Raw genomic sequence first — 18,487 nt, forward strand, 5'->3', positions numbered from 1 at the left:
GGCAGATACCCCAGGGGGGTATAGAGTCATCGACGAACCGGGCAGCACGACCGAGGCAACGAGCACGTGGAGGACGACATGGCACACCCCGCCCAGCACGACCACCAGCAGCACGCCGGCCACGAGCACCAGGGCCACCACGAGCACCACGGCGAGCACCACGGCGAGCACCGGGACCACGCCGGTCACGCGGAGCACCACGAGCAGCACGCGCACCACGGGCACGGTGGCCACCACGGTCACGGCGGCGGGGCGGTGACCTGGGCGGCTGCGGCGCAGGCGACCCTGCACTGCCTCACCGGCTGCGCCATCGGCGAGATCCTCGGCATGGTGCTCGGCACCGCCTTCGGGCTGGGCAACGGCACCACCGTGGTGCTCTCGGTCCTGCTGGCCTTCGTCTTCGGCTACGCGCTGACCATGCGCGGCGTGCTCAAGGCCGGCCTCGACGTCCGCACCGCCGTCAAGGTCGCGCTGGCCGCCGACACCGTCTCGATCATCGTCATGGAGATCATCGACAACACCGTGATGATGACCGTGCCCGGCGCGATGGACGCGGGCCTCGCCGACATCCTGTTCTGGCTGGCGCTGGCCGGTTCGCTCGCGCTGGCCTTCGTCCTGACCGTGCCGGTCAACAAGTGGATGATCGGCAAGGGCCGCGGCGTTTCCGGCGTGCGCCCGGTGGGCGTGTGCCCGGCCGGGGGTGCCCGGGCGGTGCGCGCTCAGGCCGTGCGGTCGAGCTCCGTGAGGGTGGCGCGCAGCCAGTCCCGTTCGGCGGTGGTGGTCGCACGGGCGATCAGCAGCATGCCGCGGCGGAACGGATCGGCCACCTCCTCGGCGTCCACCGGCCGGTCGCCGTCGTAGAAGAAGCTGGCCGGCTCGTCCAGGAAGGCGAGGCGGCGCCGGAGCACGGCGGCCTGCGCGGCCGGTTCGCCGTCGAGGTGACGCAGGAAGGCGAGCACGGTGAACCAGCGGTTCTCGTCGCTGACGTCCAGGTCGTCCGGGGTGCGCAGCCGGTCGAGCAGGGCGGCCCGCCCGGCGTCGGTGAGTCGCAGGGTGTGCCGGGGCGCGGCCGCCGCGCCGGGCTCGGTGGCGCGCACCAGCAGGCCGTCGGCCTCCAGCCGCTTGATCGCCGGGTAGAGCGTGCCGTCGCTGATCGGCCGCACGTGGCCGGTGAGCGCGGCGAGGTGGCGCCGCAGCTCGTAGCCGTGCAGGGGCCGGTCGTGGAGGAACCCGAGGATCGCGAGCTTCAGCATGGGCCCACTCTCTCAGATTCGAGGGCTGATATCTCGCTGTTGAGATACCTCGGAGTCGAGGTATGGTCTTTCGCGGCGCCCCGGGGCAGCCCCGGCGCCACCCCCGACGACCACAGGAGGAGCACGACCGTGCGCGACGCCACCGTCACCCCGAACGGCGACCGGATCCGCTGGGTGGAGATCCCCGGCCGCGAGCCCGTCCGCCTCTACCTGCACGGCCTCGGCGCCAGCTCGCCGGTCTACTACGCCGCGGCCGCCGCCCACCCGCTGCTCACCGGTCACCGCTCGCTGCTGCTCGACCTGCTCGGCTTCGGCATCAGCGACCGGCCCGCCGACTTCCCCTACACCCTGGAGGCGCACGCCGACGCCGTCGCCGCGGCCGTCCGCGCGGCGGGGGCGGCGCGGGTGGAGGTGATCGGCCACAGCCTGGGCGGCGCGGTCGCGATCGCGCTGGCCCACCGGCACCCCGGGCTGGTCACCCGGCTGGTGCTGGTCGACGCCGTCATCGACCCGGTCACCCCGAGCCGGGGCCCGGGCAGCAGCGGCATCGCCACCTTCACCGAGGAGGAGTTCCTGGCCGGCGGCCGGGAGCAGGTCGAGCAGTGGGCGGGCCCGTTCTGGTGGGCCACCATGCGGCTCGCCGGTCCCGAGGCGCTCCACCGCAGCGCCGTCCACCGCTGCCGGGCGACCGTGCCGCCCCTGCGCGAGCAGCTCCACGGCCTGGACCTGCCGCGCACCTTCCTCCACCCCGGGGCCGACGGCGAACTGCCCGGCGCGGAGCGGCTCCGCGCGGCGGGTGTGGTGCTGGAGGCGGTGCCGGACTGCGGGCACAACATCATGATCGACAATCCGGAGGGCTTCGCGCGGGCCGTCGCCGCCGCGCTGGCGTAGGGTCGTCCCGTGTCCGTCGTGCCGATCCGGGTCCCCGAAGCGCTGGCCGCCTCCCTCGTCGACCTCTTCGGGGCGCAGGGGCGGGCCTGGGTCCGCCGACTGCCCGCGCTGGCTTCGGAGTTGGCCGATCGGTGGGAGCTGCGGATCGACGGCGCGCCCGCGCACGGCGTGGTCGGCCTGGTGCTGCCCGTCCGGCGGGCCGACGGTACCGGCGCCGTGCTCAAGCTCCAGCCCGTGGACGAGGAGACGGCCGGCGAACCGCTCGCCCTGCGCGCCTGGGACGGCCGGGGCGCCGTCCGGCTGCTCGACCACGACCCGGCCACCGGCTCCCTGCTGCTGGAGCGCCTCGATCCCGCGCGCTCCCTGTTCGCCGTCCCCGACCACCTCGCCGCCACCGGTGTCCTCGCCGAACTGCTGGCGGAATTGACGCAGCATCAGGCCCCGGAGGGTGTGCGGACCCTGGCGGCCGTCGCGGACGCCATGCTGGCGGAGGTCCCGCGGGCGCGCGAGCGGCTGGCCGGTGAGGGGGACCGCCGGCTGCTCGCCGACCTCGCGGCCGCCCTGCGCGAGGTCCGGCCCGAACCCGGCGACCGTCTGCTCCACTGGGACCTGCACTACGGCAACGTGCTCGCCCCGCCCGCCCCCGGCGCCCGCGCCCCCTGGCTGGCCATCGACCCCAAACCCCTCGCCGGCGACCCGGGGTTCGAGCTCCTGCCGGCCCTGCAGAACCGCCGGTCCGACCTCACCGCCACCGGCGACCTCCCGCGCGCCCTGCGCCGCCGCTTCGACCTGATGACCGACCGCCTCGCCCTGGACCGCGCCCGCGCCGTCCGCTGGACCCTCGCCCGGGTCCTGCAGAACGTCCTCTGGGACGTCGAGGACGGCGCGTCGGTCATCGACGGCCACCAACGGGCCGTCGCCTCGGCCCTGTCGGGGCGGTAGGCCGCCCCGGGGCCCGTTCCGGTGACTTGTGCCGGTGGCCTGTGCCGGTGGCCCGCCGGACGATGCGGCGGGCACCCGGTTGCGGGCGGCGCCGGTCCCGTGCGGGCCAGGTCCTCACGGCGCCGGCTCCGACGCCCGGGAGGGCGCCGTCCCGGAGCATGAATCCGACGCGGCGCCGGAGGGGTGCCCGCCCGGTGCGGGTTCGGGACCGCGAGCAGCGCCGTGATCCGGTCACCCGTCGATCCCACGGCGACGACCTCGCCGCAGACGGCCGCGGTGACGAGTCCGCCGTCCCCGGCGGGCCCGTTGATCGTCGTCGGCCGGCCGCCCGCTCCACCGCGGCCCGGGACGCAGCCAGGCCCGGCGCAGCCCGACCGCGTCCGGGTCGTCGTACCTCACGTCGACCTGGAGCAGAAACGCCCCGGAGCCTCCGGCCGGCCCGAAATCCGCCCTCCGGTCCGCATGCCGTCGCCAGGGGCGCGGCGGAGCGGGCGGCCGGGCCGACCACTCCGTTCCGCGTTCACGATCATCGGCGGGTCACCGGTCGGGCGTGCCGGGTCGGGACCGGACCGGCACGCCCGGCGCGGTGCCGCGCTCCCGGACGGCCGTCGCCGCCGTGGCCGGCCCGGCCGTCAGCGGGCGGCGGGGCGGCCCGGGAGGACGACGAAGCGCAGCGGCGTGCCCGGGCGGGCCTGTGCGGCGGCGGGCAGGTCGGCAGGCGGCACGACCCCGACCACCGGGTAGCCGCCGGTGGTCGGATGGTCGGCCAGGAAGACCACCGGCAGGCCGTCCGGCGGCACCTGCACGGCCCCCAGCACCATGCCCTCGCTGGGCAGTTCGCCCTCCCGGGCGCGGTCGAGCGCGGGGCCCTCGGTGCGCAGCGCGATCCGGTTGCTCGCGGCGGCGACCCGCAGGCGCGTGCGCGCGAGCCGGTCCGCCGTGTCCGGGGCGAACCAGTCGGCGCGCGGGCCGAGCCGCAGCCGCAGCACCAGCTCGGCCGGGGGAGCGGGCAGCGGGACCAGTTCGGGCGCGGGCCCGAGCGGCGGGCGCGGGCCGACCGGCAGGCGGTCGCCGTCGGCCAGCGGGGCCGGGCCGAGCCCGGAGAGCAGGTCGGCCGAGCGGCTGCCGAGCACGGGCGGCACGGCGATCCCGCCGGCCACCGCCAGATAGGCGCGCACCCCGGCGGCCGCGGCACCGACGTCCAGCACCGCCCCGGCGGGCACCAGCACCGGCGCGCCCCAGGCGGCGGGCCGGCCGTCCACCCGCACCGGCGACGGCGCCCCGGTCACCGCGACCAGCAGCGGCCGCAGCGCGCGCACGGTGATCCCGCCCAGCGTGGTCTCGACGGCGGCGGCGTCGGGTTCGTTGCCCACGAGTCGGTTGCCGGCTTGCAGGGCGGGTTGGTCCAGTGCGCCTGCGCGTGGCACTCCGAGATGTGCGACTCCGTGTCGTCCCAGGTCCTGCACCGTGCTCAACGGTCCGGACCGGACCACGGTCATCGCGTCAGGCATGTGGTGCCTCCGGCGGTCGGTGGGTGGGGTGGGCGGCGGTCCGCGTCGTGGCGTGCGTCATGCCGCTCCTCCGGCCGTCCGTTCCCGGGGCGGGTGCGGCGCGGTCGACGGCCGCCGTCGCGGTCGGCCGCTCGCCGTGCCGGTTCGACGTGCGCCCTCGGCCGCTTCCACGATCACCGCGTCCATCGCCGCGCCCCTCCGGGAGGATCTCGCGCGCGGGCGGCCGGCGGGCTCCCGCCGCGGCCGTCGGCGGCGTCGTGCCGGTCCCGTCCTGCCGCCGTGCGGGCGCCGCGTCGTCGGGCCGGGCTGTCCTCGCCGCGCGACGGCCGGTGCACGCGGCCGGCCCGGCCGCCGGGCGGCGGCTGCGGCGGCCCGCCGCGTCCGTCACGGGGTGTCCCCCCGGAGCGGGGTGAAGCGGACGCGGGTGCCCGGGGCGAGGAGGGCGGGCGGGGTGCGGGTGGCGTCCCAGAGGGGGAGGGCGGTGCGGCCGAGGAGTTGCCAGCCGCCGGGGGAAGGGTGCGGGTAGACGCCGGTGTAGGGGCCGGCCAGGGCCACCGAGCCCGCCGGGACGCTGCTGCGCGGGGTGGCGCGGCGCGGCACCTCGTACCGCGCGGGCAGGCCGGTGAGGTACCCGAAGCCGGGTGCGAAGCCGCAGAACGCCACGACGTACTCGGGTTCCGCATGGATCCGGACGGCCGCCTCGGGGGAGACGCCCCAGAGGCGGGCGACCTCGGGGAGGTCGGCGCCGTCGTAGACGGTCGGCACCTCGACGAGCGGGCCGGAGGCGGCGGACGCCGGGCCCGGGCGGGCCGCCCGCAGCACCCGGGCCAGCGCGTCGACGTCCGCCACGCCGTCCAGCAGGACGGTCCGGGCGGCGGGCACGATCTCCCCGACGGGCGGCAGTTCGCCGGACGCCTGCCGTGCGCGCAGCCAGCCGTAGAAGGCGGTGACCGCGGCGGTGTCCGTGAGCTCCACCAGCAGCGCGTGCTCGCCCACCGGGCGGACGACCGCGGCCGGCCCGGTCATGTGAACGCCTCCACCCGGACACCGGCCGAGGCGAGTGCGCCGCGGATGCGCCAGGCGAGCTGGGCGGCGCCGGGGGTGTCGCCGTGGACGCACAGCGAGCGCGCCTCGACGGCGATCGGCTCGCCGCCGACGGCCTCCACCGAGCCGTCGCGGGCGATGCCCACGGCGCGGGTGATGACCTTCTCGGGGTCGTGGATGACGGCGTCGGGTTCGCGGCGCGGCACGAGCGTGCCGGCCCACGTGTAGGCGCGGTCGGCGAAGGCCTCGGTGACCACCGGCAGGCCGACGTCCGCGGCGACCGTCAGCAGCCGGGAGGACGGCAGGCCGAGCACCGGCAGCGGGCCCTCGCCGACCGCGCCGGAGCGCAGGATCCCGGCGACCACCGCCTCCGCCTGCTCGGCGTCGGCGACGACCCGGTTGTAGAGGGCGCCGTGCGGCTTGACGTAGGAGACCCGGGAGCCGGCGGCGCGGGCGAAGACCTGTAGGGCGCCGATCTGGTACGCGATCTCGTCGGCCAGTTCGTCGGGCGGCACGTCCATCGCCCGGCGGCCGAAGCCCGCGAGGTCCCGGTAGGAGACCTGGGCGCCGATCCGGACGCCGCGCTCGGCGGCCAGCGCGCAGACCCGGCGCATGGTGGAGGGGTCCCCGGCGTGGAAGCCGCAGGCGACGTTGGCGCTGGTGACGACGGAGAGCAGGGCCTCGTCGTCGGTCAGCGTCCAGCGTCCGAACCCCTCGCCGAGGTCCGCATTGAGATCGATCACCGCATCGGCCACGCCGGTCCGCCTTCCAGCAGCTGTTGAGCCAGATGGTAGGGCCTGGCCCGGGGCCCGCCCCGCGCCGCTGGTCCGTCCGGCTGCGGAGGGCGGGTCGTGCCGCCCGTCGGCCGGCCGTCGCGGCCGGACGGCGCCCGGCCCGCCCGACCAGCGGCCGCGGCGCGCGCGGCACGATCGGCGGCGGGACGACGCCCGCCACACCGAACGACATGTCGACAAACCGCCAATGGGGCGGGATTCCCCGCAGCGGCCCGCGGATTGGCGCGGGCGGGGCGATCCCGGCACGGGCGGGGCGGTCCCGGCACGGGCGAGCCCCGTCCGGCGGACCGCCCGGACGTCGCGCACCGGCCCCCGGCCGGGCCCGCCCCGCACCGCCGCCGGGAAGCCCGGCCCCATGAGTACACGTGTTCGACCCGCCGCGAACGGGCGCCGGCCACCTGTCCGTAAGGTCCGTTTCGGTCGATGTCGGCCCCTGCCTCTAGTCTTGTCCCCCGTGACCCTCATCGCCGACCAGCCCACCGAGCACGGCCCCCGGCCGCCCGCCGGCTCCGCCGTCGCCGCCGCGCGGCCCGCGCCGGGCCCCGCCGCCGACGAGGGCCTGGCCCGCCGGCTCAAGGCGCTGGCCTGCACCGCCCCGCTGCACGACCTGGACAGCCGCAAGGTGATGCTGGCCGGCGAGTACGGCGGCTACGCGATGGCCGAGGTCGGGCTCGCCGCGATCGACCTGGTCACCCTCAACATGGACTTCGACACCGGGGCCGACCGCGAGCTGGTGCTCGCCCGGCTGCTGCCCCGGGTCGCCGCGCAGGCGCCCGGCCGCTCCGCCGCCGAGCACCAGCGGGTCGGCCGCTGGGTGCTGGAGTCGCTGATCAACGTCGGCAGCGTCGACCGCGGTTTCCGCGCCGTCTACGGCACCTTCAGCGCCGAGGGCGAGTACGTCCGCCGCGACTACGACTTCAAGCTGATCGAGGAGGTCCCGGGCCCCGACGGCGGCGTCTACCTGCGCACCACCGACGAGGCGGTCAACGTCCTGGTCGGCGCCCTGGACACCGACGTCACCTCGGCCCAGATCGCCGCCGAGGTCAAGCTGGAGGTGCTGATCCGGCGCGGCCGCCTGGCCGACGCCCAGCTCGCCGCCGAGCAGGCCCGCTACCGCACCGTCCAGTACGCCGAGACGCTGCGCCGCGCCCTGGAGGCCACCCGCCGCAATGTGCGGGCCGTCGACTGGATGCGGGCCATCCCGGACCTCATCGACGAGGCGCTCGACCACATCGCCGACCGCTACCGGCACGAGAACGCGATCCTCACCAACATCCGCAAGGCCCGCGACGAGGCCGAGGAGCCGGAGCACAAGCGCCGCGCCGCCGAACTGGTCGACATCGTCAAGGACTGCATCCGCCGTCACACCCAGCTGCAGACCCGCCTCCTGGAGGCCGGCCCGCTGTTCCGCGCCGAACAGGACCGGCAGGCCTTCGCCACCCCCGGCGCGAGCAGCGGCATCGACCTCTACGGCCAGCTGCTCGCCCCGGTGCTGCGGCTGCCGATAGCGCAGGCCGTCCACCCCACCGGCGCGTTCTTCGCCCGCGGCACCGGCCTGCGCACCCCCGTCTCGGTCCGCGTCGCCGACCTGGTGGACCTGCTGCTCACCCCGCCGGTCGAGCGCGAGCACCTCGGCGCCGAACTGCCCGATCCGGACCTCGTCGCCACCCCCGACGACAGCCGGTTCTCCGAGGCCCAGCTGGAAGCGGCCCTCGACCTGCTCGACCTGCCCGCCGACGCGCCCCGCCGGCTCTCCGGCCTGCTCGCCGAGGCCCGCACGCAGGACCCGGAACTCCCGTACCTGGTCGCCCTGCTGGCCGTGCACGCGGCCAGCCCGCCGGTCGGCACCGCCTACCGGCAGGGCGAGGAACGGCTGCTGTTCGCCGTCGACGACGGAACCCCGCTGCGCGACCCGGAGTTCGGCGGCGCCGACCTCATCGTCGGCAGCGCCCTGCTCGACGCCGCCGGCATGGCCGCCGACCGCAAGGACGCCGGCTGACCCCCGGCCGCCCCGGCCCGACCACCCCCACCCGCACCCCCCGCAACGCCCCCGAGGAGCACCGCCCGTGACGACCCACACCGACACGTCCTGGGCACCCGAGACCGAACCGGCCGCCCCCGCGCCGATCACCCCGGCCGACGTCGCCGACGCCGCCCGGCTGGTCTCCTTCGGCCTCCAGGCCAAGCTGCTCCCCGCCCGCGACGCCGAGTACGCCGAACTGGTCCGCCGCCACCGCGAGGACCCGCCCTTCGCCCGCCTCGCCGACGCCGTCGCCACCGGCATGGGCCTGGTCGTCCTGGAGGTCTCCCCGCGCGCCGGCATGGCCGTCGCCGCCGCCGAGGACTCCGTCTTCGCCGTCCGGATGGGCGACTACTCGCGCCGCGCCGCCTCCGAGTCCACCGACCGCTTCCTGCACGGCCTCGCCCACCTGGCCGTCGCCGCGATGGCCTTCCCCCGCCCGGAGGACCTCGCCGACGACGGCTACCTCGGCCGGATCACCGTCAACGGCGTCGACTCCTTCGTCCGCCAGGCCTGCCGCCGCCTGGAGGAGCAGGCCACCGCCGACGGCGACAACACCGACCCGCAGAGCGACGCCCCCGGCCTGGAGGCCGCCTGGCGGGTCTGGGCCCGGCGCACCGCCACCGGCGCCACCAAGGACGCCCGCCGGCTCTCCGGCTCCACCATCGGCATCGTGGCGAAGGCGGTGCTGTTCCTGGTCGACTCCGGCTTCCTGCAGAAGGTCTCGGACGACGCCGGCGGCACCTACCGCACCACCGCCCGCTACCAGCTCCAGGTCCGCGACCTGGCCGGCACCGCCGCCATGGCCGAACTGCTCGACCTCGGCGTGGTCCCGGTCTCCGACGGCACGGCCTCCCTGCTGCCCCCGGACACCGGGGACGACCTGGTCGCCGACGCCGGCCTGCCGTTCCACTCCCTCTGACCGGACCGCGTCCGCCGGCGCCCCCGCGCCCTGCCGGCGCCCCCGCACCCCTCCGACCCACCCGCCTCCTGGAGAACCGCCGCACATGTACGAGCTCAACCGGGTCCGCCTGTACTCGATCGGACCGGCCGGCGCCCGCTACGCCGACACGGTGCTCGACCTGCGCGGCGTCGGCGAGCCCGTCGCCGATCCGGTGCCCCAGCAGATCGGCCTGTTCGGCGAGGAGGGCGACGGCCCGGTCCGCCGCCCCGCCCCGGCCGGCGTGCTCTTCCTGGAGAACGGCGGCGGCAAGTCCGTCCTGCTCAAGCTGATCTTCTCGGTCATGCTCCCCGGCCACCGCAACACCCTCGGCGGCGCCAGCTCCGGCGTGCTGCGCAAGTTCCTGCTCGCCGACGACTGCGGCCACGTCGCCCTGGAGTGGCAGCACACCGTCACCGGTGAGCTGATCGTGGTCGGCAAGGTCAGCGAGTGGCGCGGCCGTCAGGTCTCCTCCGACCCGCGCAAGTTCGCCGAGACCTGGTACTCCTTCCGCCCCGGCCCCGGCCTCACCCTCGACTCCCTGCCGGTCGCCGAACGGGTCAGCCTGGCCGGCGACCAGAAGGCCCGCGGCCGCCGCCGCACCATGAAGGGCTTCCGCGACGCCCTCACCGAGGCCGGCAAGGCCCACCCGCACCTCGACCTGGTCTTCGAGGACGGCCACGACCGCTGGACCGAACACCTCGGCGAGCTCGGCCTCGACCCCGAACTCTTCCGCTACCAGCGCGAGATGAACGCCGACGAGGGCGAGGCGGCCGGCCTCTTCGCGGTCAAGCAGGACAAGGACTTCACCGACCTGCTGCTGCGCGCCGTCACCGACACCCGGGACACCGACGGCCTCGCCGACCTCGTCCACGGCTTCGCCGCGAAGCTCGGCCTGCGCTCCGAACTCACCGCCGAACGCGACTTCACCGCCGGCTCCCTGGAACTCCTGGAACGGATCGCCGAGGCCACCACCGCCCGCGAGACCGTCCGCGAGGCCCACCGCACCGCCGAACGCCGCACCCGCCGGCTCGCCCACGCCCTCGCCTCCCGCGCCGCCGCCGAACGCGACCGCGCCGAGGACCTCGCCGTCGAGGTCGCCGCCGCCGCGAGCGCCGTCACCGCCGCCGAGACCGACCGCACCCGCCACACCCTGATCGCCGCCGAACTCACCCACCGGCACGCCTCGCTGGCCCTGGCCGCCGCCACCACCGAGGCCGCCGCCCTGCGCCGCGAACTCACCGACGCCCGCACCCTGCACTCCGCCTGGCAGGCCGCCGAGGCCGTGCTGCGCCACCGCGCCGCCGCCGACCGGGTGAGCCGGGTCGCCGCTGCGATCCGCGAGGCCGAGCTGGACGCCGCCCCCGCGCTCGCCGCCCGCGCCCGCGCCGCCACCGCCCTCGCCCGCGCCCTGGAGGGCGCCGCCGCGGCCGCCGAGGACCGCGCCGACACCGAGGAGCAGCGCGCCGCCGAACTCCAGGCCGACGGCTCCAAGGCCCAGAGCGACGCCACCGAGGCCGCCACCGCCGGCCAGAAGGCCCGCAGCGAGGCCGAGCACCTGCGCCAGCGCCTCGCCGAGGTCGAGCAGGAGACCGCCGCCGCCGTCGAGGCCGGCTTCATCGACACCGACGGCGACGTCGACCCGGCCCGCGCCGCCCTGCACGCCGCCGACGTCGAGAAGGCCGCCGCGGCCGCCCTCGGCCAGGCCCGCACCGCCGCCGAGGCCGCCGCCGCCCGGCTGCGCGAGGCCGCCGCCGCCACCGGCCGCGCCGAACTCGCCGCCGCCCGCGCCACCGACGCCCGCAAGTCCGCCGCCCGGGCGCTCGCCACCGAGCAGCGCACCGCCGCGCTGCTCGCCACCGAGCCCCGGCTCGCCGACCTGCTCTCGCTCACCCCCGCGCCCACCGACTGGAGCGAGGACGGACCGGGCGCCGAGGAGGACGCCGGCTTCCTCACCCCCGCCGTCCTCGACCGCAACGCCGAGTACCTGCGCGAACTCCTCGACGAGGCCATCGCCACCGCCGAACGCACCCTGTTCGACCTGCGCACCGCCGCCGCCGACGACTCCCGGATCCTGGCCGCGCTCGGCGACGGCGGCCTGCTGCCGCCCGGCCCGGACGTCCTCGCCACCGTCGAGTACCTCGCCGAGCACGGCATCCCCGCGCTGCCCGGCTGGCGCTACCTCGCCCAGTCCGTCGACCCGGCCGACCACGAGGCGATCCTCGCCGCCCGCCCCGAACTCGTCGACGGCGTCGTCGTCACCGACCCGCAGTCCCTCGACCGGGCCCGCGAGGCGCTGCGCGCCGCCGCCCTGCTGCCCCGCTCCACCGTCGCCGTCGGCGCCGCCGCCTCGCTGATCGCCCCGATCACCGACGAACCCGCGTTCTTCCTGGTGCCGCCGAACCCGGCCATGCACGACGAGTCCGCCGCCGACGACGAGCGCCGCGAACTGCGCGCCCGCGCCACCGCCCGCGAGGAGCACATCCGCGAACTCGCCGCCCGCCTCGGCGGCGACCGCGCGCTCGCCGCCCGCCTCGCCTCCTGGCACGCCAGCTGCCCGCCCGGCACCCTCGCCGAACTCGCCGGCGCCGCCGAGGCCGCCCGCGAGCACGCCGAGCAGGCCGCCGCCGCCCTGGCCACCCTGCGCGCCGAGCACGACGAGGCCGAGACCGACCACGCCGCCGCCGCCTCGGCCCACGAGGAGCACCGGGAGGTCGCCCAGCGCGCCCGTCGCCGCGCCGACGCCCTCTCCGGCCTCGCCTTCCGGCTGCGCGAGCGGGCCAACTGGAGCCGGCGCCAGCGCGAACTCGCCGAGGACGCCGCCGAGTGCGACCGCCGCCAGGCCGTCTGCGCCGAACGCGCCCGGACCTGCGACGAGGACCGCCGCGCCGCCCAGCGCGCCGCCGACGATGCCCGCCGGACCGCCCGCACCCTGCGCGCCGAGCGCGCCGAGATCTCCGCCGCCGAGCAGTCCGACGAGCCCGCCGAGGCCGCCCCCGCGGCGCTGCCCGCCCTGCGCGAGGCCTACCGCTCCGCCTCCCAGCTCTACGAGAAGGTCGGCGTCGGCGCCGACCTGCGCGCCGAACAGGCCCGCGCCGAGGGCGACGAGGCCGCCGCCGCGGCCGAACTCGACCGCCTCACCAACAAGGTCCGCACCCGCGCCGAGGAACTGCTCAACAGCCCCGACGGCGCCGACGGCCCGGCCCGCCAGGCCGCCGCCGCCCGCGCCGAGGAACTCGTCGCCACCATCGAGGCCCGCGCCGCGGCCGCCAGCGAGCAGCTCGGCCGGCTGCGCGGCGAGGCCGAACGCTCCGCCCCCGCCGACGGCGAGGCGCACACCGAGCTGCCCGAGGATCTCGTCCCCACCGACCCCGAGCACGCGCAGACCCTGCTGCGCAGCGCCACCAGCCGGCTCGCCGAGCGCCGCGAGGCCGTCGACGCCGCCCGTACCGCGCACGCCGACCTCCAGCGCACCTTCGAGATCGCCCAGGCCGCCGCCGCCGACTTCGACGAGCACGCCGGCCAGCTGCGCGACGGCCTGCGCGAGCAGCAGGACGACACCGAGGCCCCGGCCGAGCCGTACCTCGGCTCGCTGGCCGACGCCCGCACCGCCGCCGCCGAGGCCCGCCGCGCCCTGCGCACCGCCGCCGGCGAGCTGTCCTCCGCCGAACTCGCCGTCCGGGACGCCTCGGACGCGCTGGTCCGGCACGCCAACGCGGCCCGCTACGAGGTCGTCCGCACCCCGGCCCGCCAGCAGATCCGCGAGCTGCCCGCCTCCGCGCTGCCCGACCACGCCGCCAACTGGGCCGCCGCCTTCGCGCCCCGGCTGCGGGTGCTCACCGACGAACTCGCCCAGCTGGAGCGCAACCGCGGCTCGATCGTCGACCGGCTGCGCGGACTGGTCGAGTCCTCGCTGACCACCCTGCGCGCGGCGCAGCGGCTCTCCCGGCTGCCCGAGGGCCTGGGGGAGTGGTCGGGCCAGGAGTTCCTGCGGATCCGCTTCGAGGACCCGGACCACGCGAGCCTGGTCGAGCGCCTCGGCGAGGTCATCGACGAGGCCACCCGCGCCGCCGTCCGCAAGAACAGCGACCTGCGCCGCGACGGCATGTCGCTGCTGCTGCGCGGGGTCGCCGCCGCGATCGGTCCGAAGGGCGTGACGGTCGAGATCCTCAAGCCGGACGCGGTGCTGCGCGCCGAGCGGGTGAGCGTCGGGCAGATGTCCGACGTGTTCTCCGGCGGCCAGCTGCTGACCGCCGCCATCGCGCTCTACTGCACGATGGCCGCGCTGCGCGCCAACGACCGGGGCCAGTCCCAGCTGCGGCACGCGGGCACGCTGTTCCTGGACAACCCGATCGGCCGCGCCAACGCCACCTACCTGCTGGAGCTCCAGCGCGCGGTGGCGGACGCCCTCGGTGTCCAGCTGATCTACACCACCGGTCTGTTCGACACCACCGCGCTCGCCGAGTTCCCGCTGGTCATCCGGCTGCGCAACGACGCCGACCTGCGGGCCGGCCTCAAGTACATCTCGGTGGAGGAGCACCTGCGGCCGGGCCTGCCCGCCCCGCAGGACCCGGACGGCCCGGCCGTCCACGGCGAGATCACGGCCACCCGGATGTTCAAGCGCCCGGCGGAGGTTCCGGCCCCGCAGTGACCGCCGTAGCGTGGGGTCCATGCTGACGATCGCTCACTTCAGTGACATCCACCTGGGCCAGGACCACCACGGTGACGCGGGGGAGCGCGCCCGGCGGCGGGCCGAGCAGGTGGTGGCGTACCTCGACGCCCTGCCCGGCCTGCTGGACGCGGTGCTGGTCACCGGGGACCTCGCCGACCACGGGCTGCCCGCCGAGTACCGGGAGGTCGCCAAGGTGCTGGCCTCCCGGCACCCGGTGCTGCTCTGCCCGGGCAACCACGACGTGCGCGAGCCGTACCGGGAGGTGCTGCTCGGCGAGGCGCCGTCCGGCGGGCCGGTCAACCGGCTGCACGCGCTGCCCGGCGCGGACGTGCTGATGCTGGACTCCTCGATCCCCGGCCGGCACGACGGCCTGCTGGACGAGGAGACCCTCGGCTGGCTGGACCGCACGCTCGCCGAAGGCCCGGCGGACCGCCCGGCGGTGGTGGCCTTCCACCACCCGCCGGTGATCCTGCACCTGCCGTACGTGGACCCGATCCGGCAGTTCGGCGAGGACCGGCTGGCCGAGGTGCTGGACCGCCACCCGCGGGTGCGGGCGCTGCTCTGCGGCCACGCGCACACCGGGGCGGCGACCGGTTTCGCGGGCCTGCCGCTGCTGGTGGCGCCGGGCGTGGTCTCCACGGTCACGCTGCCGTTCGAGGGCACGCCGGAGATCACCTTCGAGCAGCCGCCGCTGATCGCCTTCCACCTGCTGGACGACGACGGCCGGCTCACCACCCACTACCGCGTGGTGAGCCCCGCCTGACGCGGCGCCGGGCCGCCGGGGTAGGGCGGCCCGGCCGGCGGCTGGTAGGGCTGCTGCGGCGGGCGGGGGCGCGGCGGGTACTGCTGCTGGTGGGGCGGGCGCGGCTGCTGGGTCCGCGGCGGGTACTGCTGCTGGGGCCGCGGCGGGTACTGCTGCGGGCGGGCCGTCGGCACGCGGCTGCCCGCCATCGGCGAGGCCGAGTTGGGCGCGCGCATCCGCTGCGCGGCGACCTGGCGGGAGATCAGGATCTCCAGCAGGCACCACATCGTTCCGAACACCCCCACCCCCATCGCCATCAGGGCCGGCGTCATCAGCCAGCTGTCGGCGTACGAGGACAGCGTCGCCACCACGATGCCCACCATGGTGAAGGCGAGGCAGAGCACCGCGCGGACGACGGCCCTGCGGACCTCGTCGGGAAGACGGCGGCGACGGCGGGCGGTTGGCATCGGGCGACCCCCAGGCGCGGACGGGTGGCGGACACGGGCGGGGCGGGCGCCGAGTCTACGCCCCCGCGCTCCACTCTGCCCCCTCGTACCCGGACCATGCGCGCGAATCCCCCAAACCGACACCAAATCGTGTGATCCGGCCCGGACCGTGTCGAACGTCCCGGCGAATTCCGGGCGCCGTCAGCCGAGTTGCTCGTCCAGCTCGGCCAGGGCGCCCTCGACGATGGTCCGCATCGCCTGCTCGGCCCGCTCCGGGTCCCCCGCGCAGACCGCCTCGGCGACCTCGCGGTGCAGCCGGATCGCGTACGGCTCCGGTTGATGGGGCATCAGATGGTACTCGGTCCGGCCGGTCAGCACCGCGCCGACGGTCTCCCGCAGGTGGGCGAACATCTCGTTGCGCGAGGCCCGCAGCACGGTGGCGTGGAACTCGATGTCGTGCCGCAGGAAGGTGTCCAGGTCGGCGGCGCGCGCGGTCATCGTCAACTCGACCGCCAGCGCGCTGAGCCGGCGCCGCTCGTCGTCGGTGGCGTGCCGGGCCGCGAGCGCGGCGGCGGCCGGTTCGACGGCGACCCGCAGCGAGCCGAGCGAGCGCAGCTGGGCGGGCCGGTCGGCGCCGGCCAGCCGCCAGCGGATCACCATCGGGTCGAAGACGTCCCAGTCGGCCCTGGGCTGCACGGTGATGCCGACCCGGCGGCGGGAGGCCACCAGGCGCATCCCCTCCAGGATCCGGACCGCCTCGCGGACCACCGTCCGGGAGACCCCGAACCGCTCCTCCAGCTCCTCGGCGCGCAGCACCGTGCCCTCGGGGACCTCCCCGGACGCGATGGCCGGCCCCAGTTCCGCGAGCAGTCGGCCGGGCAGCCCCTGGATCTCCATCCCGCCAGCCTAGACCTCGCCGGTCCGCCCGGTGCCGCCACCCCGGCCGCCCCCGGTTGCGTCCGGATCCGCCGGGTATCCGGGGGTCCGTCCCGACCCCGAGCGATCGGAATAAAAGTATGACGATTTGGTTTCCGACCCTTGAATACGTCATATCTTTGAGGCGATAGTGGCGCCAGGCAACGAAGGAGCACCACCCATGGCTCTCAGCGTCGAGAACCACGACACCCCCCACCCGCCCCTCACCGTCGTGGTGATGGGCGTCTCGGGTGTCGGCAAGACCACCCTGGCCCGCCTGCTGGCCGACCGGCTCGGACTCCCCTTCGCGGAGGCGGACGACTTCCACCCGCCGGCCAACATCGCGAAGATGTCGGCCGGCGTCCCGCTGGACGACCGCGACCGCGAGCCCTGGCTGCGCGCCATCGGCGCCTGGCTGAAGGAGCGCACCGAGGCCGGCAGCGGAGGCGTGGTCACCTGCTCGGCGCTCAAGCACGGCTACCGCGACCTGCTGCGCGAGGCCTGCCCGGACGCCTGGTTCCTGCACCTCAGCGGCCGGACCGAGCTGGTCGAGGACCGGCTCGCCCACCGCAGCGGCCACTTCATGCCGCCGTCGCTGCTCGGCTCCCAGTACGCCGCCCTGGAACCCCTCGGTCCGGAGGAGCGCGGCGCCGTGCTGGACGTCGGGCCGACCCCCGAAGAACTCGTCGAGAAGGCCGTAGCCCTGCTGCGGCCCGTCAATGGAGACCTCGCGTGACCCCGTCCCCCACCCTCACCGTGCTCGCGGCCGCCCCACCGGCCCTCCCGCACACCGGCAGCGACACCCAGCTGCTGATCGCGGTGCTGCTCAGCATCGGCGCCATCGTGCTGCTGATCACCAAGCTCAAGCTGCACCCGTTCCTCGCCCTGACCCTCGGCTCGGGCCTGCTGGCCGCCGTCGCGGGCGCGCCGTTCGACAAGCTGCTCACCAGCTTCTCCACCGGCTTCGGCTCCACCGTCGCGGGCGTCGGCCTGCTGATCGGCCTCGGCGCGATGCTCGGCAAGCTGCTCGCCGACTCGGGCGGCGCCAACATCATCGCGGACACCGTGCTGTCCCGCTCCGGCCCGCGGGCGCTGCCCTGGGCGATGGCGCTGATCGCCGCCGTGCTCGGCCTGCCGCTGTTCTTCGAGGTCGGCGTGGTGCTGCTGATCCCGATCGTGCTGCTCGTCGCCCGCCGCGGCAACGTCCCGCTGATGCGCGTCGGCATCCCGGCGCTGGCGGGCCTGTCCGTGCTGCACGGCCTGGTGCCCCCGCACCCCGGTCCGCTGGTCGCCGTCGACGCCCTCAAGGCGGACCTCGGCATCACCCTGGCGCTCGGCCTGCTGATCGCCGTCCCGACGCTGATCGTCGCCGGTCCGGTGTTCGCCCGCTTCGCCGAGCGCTGGGTCGGCCCGCTGGAGGTCCCGAAGCCGGCCACCCCGGTGGAGACGGCCGAGCGCGAGCACACCCCGTCCTTCGGCGCCGTGCTGGTGACCATCCTGCTGCCGGTCATCCTGATGCTCGGCAAGGCACTGGCGGACGTCGTGATCGACGACCCCAAGGCGATGCCGCAGCGGGTCTTCGACTTCATCGGCTCCCCGCTGATCGCCCTGCTCGCCGCGACCCTGCTCGGCATGATCACCCTGGGCCGGGCCGCCGGGTTCGACAAGGCCCGGATCTCCGACACCGTCGGCAAGTCGCTCGGCCCGATCGCCGGCATCGTCTTCATCGTCGGCGCGGGCGGCGGCTTCAAGCAGACCCTGATCGACGTGGGCGTCGGCAACGCGGTCAGCGAGTGGTCGTCCAAGTGGCACATCTCGGCGCTGCTGCTCGGCTGGCTGATCGCGGTGCTGATCCGGCTCGCCACCGGCTCGGCGACGGTCGCCACCATCACCGCGGCCGGCATCGTCGGCCCGCTGGCGGCGGACATGTCCTCCACCCACGCGGCCCTGCTGGTGCTGGCCATCGGCGCCGGCTCGCTGTTCCTGTCGCACGTCAACGACGCCGGCTTCTGGCTGGTGAAGGAGTACTTCGGGATGAGCGTCGGCCAGACGCTCAAGTCCTGGTCGGTGATGGAGACGGTGATCTCGGTGGTCGCGATCGCCCTGATCATGCCGCTCAGCCTGGTGATCTAGCTCCCGCGGCACGCGGAACGGGCGGGCGCTCCCCGAGGGAGCGCCCGCCCGTTCGTCGTTCCCGGCGGCGGGGCCGGCCGGGCCCCGGCGGGGGTCGGCCCCGGGGGCCGCACCGCCCGGGGGCGGGCCAGCCCCCCGGCACCCCCCCCCGGCCGGCACCCGCGGGCGCGCACGCCCCCCGGGG

Annotated in this window: 14 protein-coding genes and 1 pseudogene; 9 read left to right on the plus strand and 6 right to left on the minus strand. The window is 76.4% G+C overall.

The window, feature by feature from the left end:
* Positions 1-78: 78 nt before the first annotated feature.
* Positions 79-660 (plus strand): annotated as a pseudogene (locus ACFXAM_RS17745) (DUF4396 domain-containing protein); the annotation flags it as partial.
* Positions 661-719: 59 nt separating this feature from the next.
* On the opposite strand, the gene ACFXAM_RS17750 reads toward ACFXAM_RS17745, so the two are convergent.
* On the minus strand, positions 720-1,253 hold the full coding sequence (locus ACFXAM_RS17750; RefSeq protein WP_380292187.1) for a PadR family transcriptional regulator: 534 nt from the start codon (positions 1,251-1,253) through the stop codon (positions 720-722).
* A gap of 129 nt (positions 1,254-1,382) precedes the next feature.
* Between ACFXAM_RS17750 and ACFXAM_RS17755 the strand changes: the two genes are divergently transcribed.
* Entirely contained in the window at positions 1,383-2,144 is a 762-nt protein-coding gene (locus ACFXAM_RS17755; RefSeq protein WP_380292189.1) for an alpha/beta fold hydrolase, read from the plus strand.
* A gap of 9 nt (positions 2,145-2,153) precedes the next feature.
* Complete coding sequence (locus ACFXAM_RS17760) at positions 2,154-3,086, plus strand: aminoglycoside phosphotransferase family protein (RefSeq protein WP_380292191.1); 933 nt, start codon at positions 2,154-2,156, stop codon at positions 3,084-3,086.
* A 632-nt stretch (positions 3,087-3,718) separates the two neighbouring features.
* Here ACFXAM_RS17760 and ACFXAM_RS17765 read toward each other — a convergent pair.
* From ACFXAM_RS17765 to ACFXAM_RS17775, 3 genes are all read right to left on the minus strand, one after another.
* The gene (locus ACFXAM_RS17765; protein WP_380292193.1) at positions 3,719-4,597 is read right to left on the minus strand and encodes a biotin-dependent carboxyltransferase family protein; all 879 of its coding nucleotides are present in this window, start codon (positions 4,595-4,597) and stop codon (positions 3,719-3,721) included.
* 384 nt (positions 4,598-4,981) lie between these two features.
* Complete coding sequence (pxpB, locus tag ACFXAM_RS17770) at positions 4,982-5,623, minus strand: 5-oxoprolinase subunit PxpB (RefSeq protein WP_380292195.1); 642 nt, start codon at positions 5,621-5,623, stop codon at positions 4,982-4,984.
* Positions 5,620-6,396 carry a LamB/YcsF family protein gene (locus ACFXAM_RS17775; RefSeq protein ID WP_380292197.1) on the minus strand — a complete coding sequence of 259 codons (777 nt, stop codon included), beginning with the start codon at positions 6,394-6,396 and terminating at the stop codon, positions 5,620-5,622. The genes pxpB and ACFXAM_RS17775 overlap by 4 nt, the downstream gene beginning before the upstream one ends.
* A 502-nt stretch (positions 6,397-6,898) precedes the next feature.
* Here ACFXAM_RS17775 and ACFXAM_RS17780 point away from each other — a divergent pair.
* The 4 genes from ACFXAM_RS17780 (at position 6,899) to ACFXAM_RS17795 (ending at position 14,830) form a co-directional block, all read left to right on the plus strand.
* A complete protein-coding gene (locus ACFXAM_RS17780; protein ID WP_380292217.1) occupies positions 6,899-8,434 on the plus strand; it encodes a hypothetical protein in 1,536 nt (511 codons plus the stop codon).
* A gap of 67 nt (positions 8,435-8,501) precedes the next feature.
* Positions 8,502-9,377: a hypothetical protein gene (locus ACFXAM_RS17785; protein ID WP_380292199.1), complete on the plus strand. Its 876-nt coding sequence runs from the start codon at positions 8,502-8,504 to the stop codon at positions 9,375-9,377.
* Between the two features lie 85 nt (positions 9,378-9,462).
* Positions 9,463-14,046, plus strand: coding sequence for a hypothetical protein (locus ACFXAM_RS17790; RefSeq protein WP_380292201.1), 4,584 nt, complete (start codon positions 9,463-9,465; stop codon positions 14,044-14,046).
* Between the two features lie 19 nt (positions 14,047-14,065).
* A complete protein-coding gene (locus tag ACFXAM_RS17795) occupies positions 14,066-14,830 on the plus strand; it encodes a metallophosphoesterase (protein ID WP_380292203.1) in 765 nt (254 codons plus the stop codon).
* On the opposite strand, the gene ACFXAM_RS17800 is transcribed toward ACFXAM_RS17795, so the two are convergent.
* Both ACFXAM_RS17800 and ACFXAM_RS17805 read right to left on the minus strand, forming a co-directional pair.
* Positions 14,806-15,276, minus strand: coding sequence for a hypothetical protein (locus tag ACFXAM_RS17800; RefSeq protein ID WP_380292205.1), 471 nt, complete (start codon positions 15,274-15,276; stop codon positions 14,806-14,808). The two genes, ACFXAM_RS17795 and ACFXAM_RS17800, sit on opposite strands and share 25 nt — an antisense overlap.
* Before the next feature lie 180 nt (positions 15,277-15,456).
* A complete protein-coding gene (locus ACFXAM_RS17805) occupies positions 15,457-16,152 on the minus strand; it encodes a FadR/GntR family transcriptional regulator (RefSeq protein WP_380292207.1) in 696 nt (231 codons plus the stop codon).
* 199 nt (positions 16,153-16,351) lie between these two features.
* On the opposite strand from ACFXAM_RS17805, the gene ACFXAM_RS17810 reads away from it, so the two are divergent.
* On the plus strand, positions 16,352-16,906 hold the full coding sequence (locus ACFXAM_RS17810) for a gluconokinase (RefSeq protein ID WP_380292209.1): 555 nt from the start codon (positions 16,352-16,354) through the stop codon (positions 16,904-16,906).
* Positions 16,903-18,303, plus strand: a complete 1,401-nt coding sequence (locus ACFXAM_RS17815; RefSeq protein WP_380292211.1) for a GntP family permease — start codon at positions 16,903-16,905, stop codon at positions 18,301-18,303. Before ACFXAM_RS17810 ends, ACFXAM_RS17815 begins: the two co-directional genes overlap by 4 nt.
* Positions 18,304-18,487: the final 184 nt, after the last annotated feature.

The sequence above is a fragment of the Kitasatospora sp. NPDC059462 genome, assembly GCF_042749955.1.
Lineage (GTDB): Bacteria > Actinomycetota > Actinomycetes > Streptomycetales > Streptomycetaceae > Kitasatospora.

Coding starts and splice junctions, on each gene's coding strand:
- ACFXAM_RS17750 (WP_380292187.1), bottom strand. CDS start 1,253: ATGCTGAAGCTCGCGATCCTCGGGTTCCTCCACGACCGGCCCCTGCAC.
- ACFXAM_RS17765 (WP_380292193.1), bottom strand. CDS start 4,597: ATGCCTGACGCGATGACCGTGGTCCGGTCCGGACCGTTGAGCACGGTG.
- pxpB (WP_380292195.1), bottom strand. CDS start 5,623: ATGACCGGGCCGGCCGCGGTCGTCCGCCCGGTGGGCGAGCACGCGCTG.
- ACFXAM_RS17790 (WP_380292201.1), top strand. CDS start 9,463: ATGTACGAGCTCAACCGGGTCCGCCTGTACTCGATCGGACCGGCCGGC.
- ACFXAM_RS17795 (WP_380292203.1), top strand. CDS start 14,066: ATGCTGACGATCGCTCACTTCAGTGACATCCACCTGGGCCAGGACCAC.
- ACFXAM_RS17800 (WP_380292205.1), bottom strand. CDS start 15,276: ATGCCAACCGCCCGCCGTCGCCGCCGTCTTCCCGACGAGGTCCGCAGG.
- ACFXAM_RS17805 (WP_380292207.1), bottom strand. CDS start 16,152: ATGGAGATCCAGGGGCTGCCCGGCCGACTGCTCGCGGAACTGGGGCCG.
- ACFXAM_RS17810 (WP_380292209.1), top strand. CDS start 16,352: ATGGCTCTCAGCGTCGAGAACCACGACACCCCCCACCCGCCCCTCACC.